Source organism: Salinivibrio sp. IB574, from assembly GCF_001996205.1.
Classification (GTDB): Bacteria; Pseudomonadota; Gammaproteobacteria; order Enterobacterales; family Vibrionaceae; genus Salinivibrio; species Salinivibrio proteolyticus.
The window spans coordinates 1-3995 of record NZ_MUFN01000062.1; the positions used below are offsets into that span (position 1 = coordinate 1).

General features: G+C 50.8%; 3 protein-coding genes and 1 pseudogene. All 4 read left to right on the plus strand.

Going from position 1 to position 3995, the window contains the following annotated elements:
* Positions 1 to 2002 (plus strand): HNH/ENDO VII family nuclease (locus tag BZJ17_RS16910; RefSeq protein WP_198534223.1); only part of this gene is annotated, 2002 nt, incomplete at its 5' end.
* A gap of 19 nt (positions 2003 to 2021) precedes the next feature.
* Positions 2022 to 2465 (plus strand): SMI1/KNR4 family protein, encoded by a 444-nt coding sequence (locus tag BZJ17_RS16915; protein WP_157893207.1) that lies wholly within the window; start codon positions 2022 to 2024, stop codon positions 2463 to 2465.
* 95 nt (positions 2466 to 2560) lie between these two features.
* Positions 2561 to 3262: a hypothetical protein gene (locus BZJ17_RS17550; protein ID WP_241836842.1), complete on the plus strand. Its 702-nt coding sequence runs from the start codon at positions 2561 to 2563 to the stop codon at positions 3260 to 3262.
* A 14-nt stretch (positions 3263 to 3276) separates the two neighbouring features.
* Positions 3277 to 3995 (plus strand): annotated as a pseudogene (locus BZJ17_RS17555) (hypothetical protein); the annotation flags it as partial.

A 3995-nucleotide genomic window follows, 5' to 3' on the forward strand; every position in this document is an offset into this window, starting at 1 on the left:
CTACCACTACAATGCCGAAGCAGAGTTTGCTGGGGTCACCAACAGTCAAGGCCATGACTGGCGCTATACCTTTGATAAACAAGGGCGTGTAGTTAGCCAGCAGCACTATGATAAGCGCGTTGAGCAGTACGAGTACGACGCAGCAGGGCGGCTGAGTCGTCACACCAAACCTGATGGCTATCAACACCAATACGATTACGACCAAGGGGGGCGGGTTAGCCACATCCACACCCTTGACGCGTCGGGCGCACCGGCCGGGCAAACCTGGTATGAATACGATGCGGCCTCCCGCCTGACCTACGCCGAAAATGGTGACGCGTGGGTAGGGCTACGCTATAGCCCGTCAGGGTTATTGGTGGAAGAAACCCTTAATGGCACCACACTGGCTTATCAGTACGATGAAGCGGGACGCCGTATAGAGGCTAAAGGCACAGAAACCGCGCGCCAGTATGACTGGCACCATCATCAGCTGACACAGGTTCAAATCGGTGCTCACCAGCCGCTTGATTTTGCCTATACCCCACAAGGGCAAGAGCAACAGCGAGGTAACCAACAAGGTTTTCGTTTAACCCATCAATGGAGTGAGCGAGGCCTACTGACACAACAAGGGCTGGGCCAACACCAAGACCCGTTGCGGTGTTACCATTACGACGCGCTTGACCGCTTAATCGGAATCGATGATAACCACCGTGGCAGTCATCGGTTTATGCTTAACCCTAATGGCCAAGTGATTGGGGCACGACAACAAAAAGCCTCGCAACCTAACGGACGATTTGTGCACCTGTTTGGTTACGACAGCGAACTGAACCTCAATGAGACGGGATTTGCGACCGAATACAGCCAACAGCAACACGTCGTGTCACTGGCCGATGCGCGGGTGCAACGCCAAAAACGCCGCCATGACCGCGCAGGGCGTGTATTAGAAACGGGCCGTTTTCGTTATCGCTATGATGCTTGCGGCCGCGTGATTGAAAAAACAGAGCATAAAACGGGTTACCGGCCACAGGTGACGCGGTTTAGCTGGAACGCGGATGACCGCTTAACCCACATTGAACTGCCCAACGGCACGCGGTATCGCTACCGCTACGACCCCTTTGGGCGACGCATCGCCAAAGAATGTCCGCACAGCCAAACACAGACTCACTACCTGTGGGACGGCGCGCATATTGTGCAGCAACAACAGGCCACGGCTGATGGGCAGGTGTTGCAACAAACCGAATACCTCTACGAGCCAGGCAGCTTCCGCCCGATGGCGCAAGTGACTCACCATAATCAAGGCAGCGAGCTGCATTACATCGTGACCGACCACGCGGGCACACCGCAAGAGCTGTGTAATGAGCAAGGTGATATTGTCTGGCGGGGCGAGCAAGCGCTGTGGGGTCATTACCACGGGCAATCACAACGCCACTGGCAACGACGCGAAGAAGCGGCCAACGACAGTATACAGTGTGACCTTCGCTACCAAGGGCAACTCGAAGACGCAGAATCGGGCCTTTACTATAACGTAAACCGTTATTACGATGCAGACAGTGGCCAGTATCTTAGCCCTGACCCAATAGGGTTTGCGGGCGGGTTAAGGCCGCAGGCGTATGTTGCCAACCCACTAGAGTGGGTGGATCCGCTGGGGTTGGCGGGGTGTCCTACGGATAATGTTACAAGTAGTGGAAGGAAGTTTTGGACTGATTCCACTACTTTTAGAGGAAATAGAGTTTTTCAGAGAAACGACTTGATTGATCCTAAATTAGTAGATGCTCGCGGACGAACAAACTTGGAAAGGATGCAAAAGGGATTAGCACCAGTTGGGCCTGATGGGAAATCGATTAATTTGCATCATATGACGCAAAAGCATAATGGCTCGATTGCTGAAGTCACACAGACGTTCCATCAGAAAAACAGTAGGGTTATTCATATCAATCCTAGCTCAACACCTTCAGGAATTGATAGATCTACGTTCAACAAATGGCGAACAGACTATTGGAAAGATCGGGCAAAAGATTTTTAATTTTATGAGGTTGTTTAATATGAATGATTTAAATGAGGCTTTTCAGCTGATAAGTGATTTTGGTGGTGATTTCGAGGGTGAAAAAGATATTACTCTGATTGAAAAGGCTGAGTCTGCTTTAAACTTAAAATTTCCACCTTCATATCAGGTTTTTTTAAAAAAACTGGGGTGTGGAGATATTGAAGGTTTAGAGTTTTATGGATTGATTGATGATAATTTTGAGAGATCTTCGGTACCAAATGCTATCTGGTTGACGCTGCATGAACGTAAGGCTTCTGGTTTGCCGGATCATCTGGTGCTTATCTATGGTTTAGATGACGGTACATTTTATGCGATAGATACTAAAATCATAGGGTCAGATGGAGAAAATCCTATTGTTAGGTATGGAGCTGATGGAATAACTGAAAAAGTCGCTGATAATTTTGGCTCCTTTTTACTGTCGGAACTTAAGACTGTTTTATAGTACAGTATATGAGAAAGTCCGCAGTGGCGGATTTGAGGTTGATGACGAACCCCGCCTTTTTAGGTGGGGTTCTTTTTTAGACGCAGCCGTAGGTCGTGCTCGATAAAACAGTGATCCGTGAATTGGCGCAGTATCATTATGACGACCAGGGCTTTTTGCTCTCGGTGCGTGCGGAAGCGGGACGGAATTTYGACTACCAATACAATCAAGCCGGCCACCTTATTCGTTGGCAAGATAAGGCCAAGACTTGGGTTGAGCATGATTACGATGAGCAAGGCCGAGCCCTTGCGACACGCTGTGCGGGGGACTACTGGAACGACCACATCCGCTACGACGACGAGCAGCGGATCCATTACTACAAAAATGCGTTTGGTGGCATTACCGCTTACCACTTAGACGAACGCAACCGCGTGGTGAAAACCGTGGCGCCAGATGGTAGCACCATCACTCAAACGTGGGATAACGACAACCTAATTAGCCAAACCAATGCAGTGGGTGAGACAACCTTCTATGCCTATGATGATTGGGGGAATGTAACCGACGTGATGCTGCCGGATGGGGCGGTGCATGCTTATCAGTACAGCAAGGAAGGTCATCTACTCGGTTATACCGACCCTGAAGGTGCGACATGGACGTATCAATACAACCCACAAGGGGATGTGATTACCGCAACCGATCCTGAAGGGCGGGAAACCACGCTGACTNGGACTACTGGAACGACCACATCCGCTACGACGACGAGCAGCGGATCCATTACTACAAAAATGCGTTTGGTGGCATTACCGCTTACCACTTAGACGAACGCAACCGCGTGGTGAAAACCGTGGCGCCAGATGGTAGCACCATCACTCAAACGTGGGATAACGACAACCTAATTAGCCAAACCAATGCATTGGGTGAGACAACCTTCTATGCCTATGATGATTGGGGGAATGTAACCGACGTGATGCTGCCGGATGGGGCGGTGCATGCTTATCAGTACAGCGAGGAAGGTCATCTACTCGGTTATACCGACCCTGAAGGTGCGACATGGACGTATCAATACAACCCACAAGGGGATGTGATTACCGCAACCGATCCTGAAGGGCGGGAAACCACGCTGACTTATACCCCAGAAGGGCACCGAGAAAGCCTGACGGAGCCCGATGGCACCACCACGCGCTATACCTACAATGAACTCGGGTTATTGGCCCGCGTAGCGCCCCAAGTGGGCATGGGTATGCGGTTTGAATACGATCGCCAAGGGCGGTTATGCCGACGCATCAGTGACAATAACTTGGTCCGGACGTGGCACTACCAAAACGATAGCCTCACCCCAAGCAGCGTTTGTTATGAAGATGGCACTGCCGCTTACTTTGAATACGACATTGAAGGCAATCTGGTCAAAGTCACCGATGCGCTGGGGCATAGCCAGTCGTTCGATTACGATGCGTTTGACTTATTGTCACAGGCGATTGACCCTCTCGGGGCGGTGACTCGCTACCACTACAATGCCGAAGCAGAGTTTGCTGGGGTCACCAACAGTCAAGG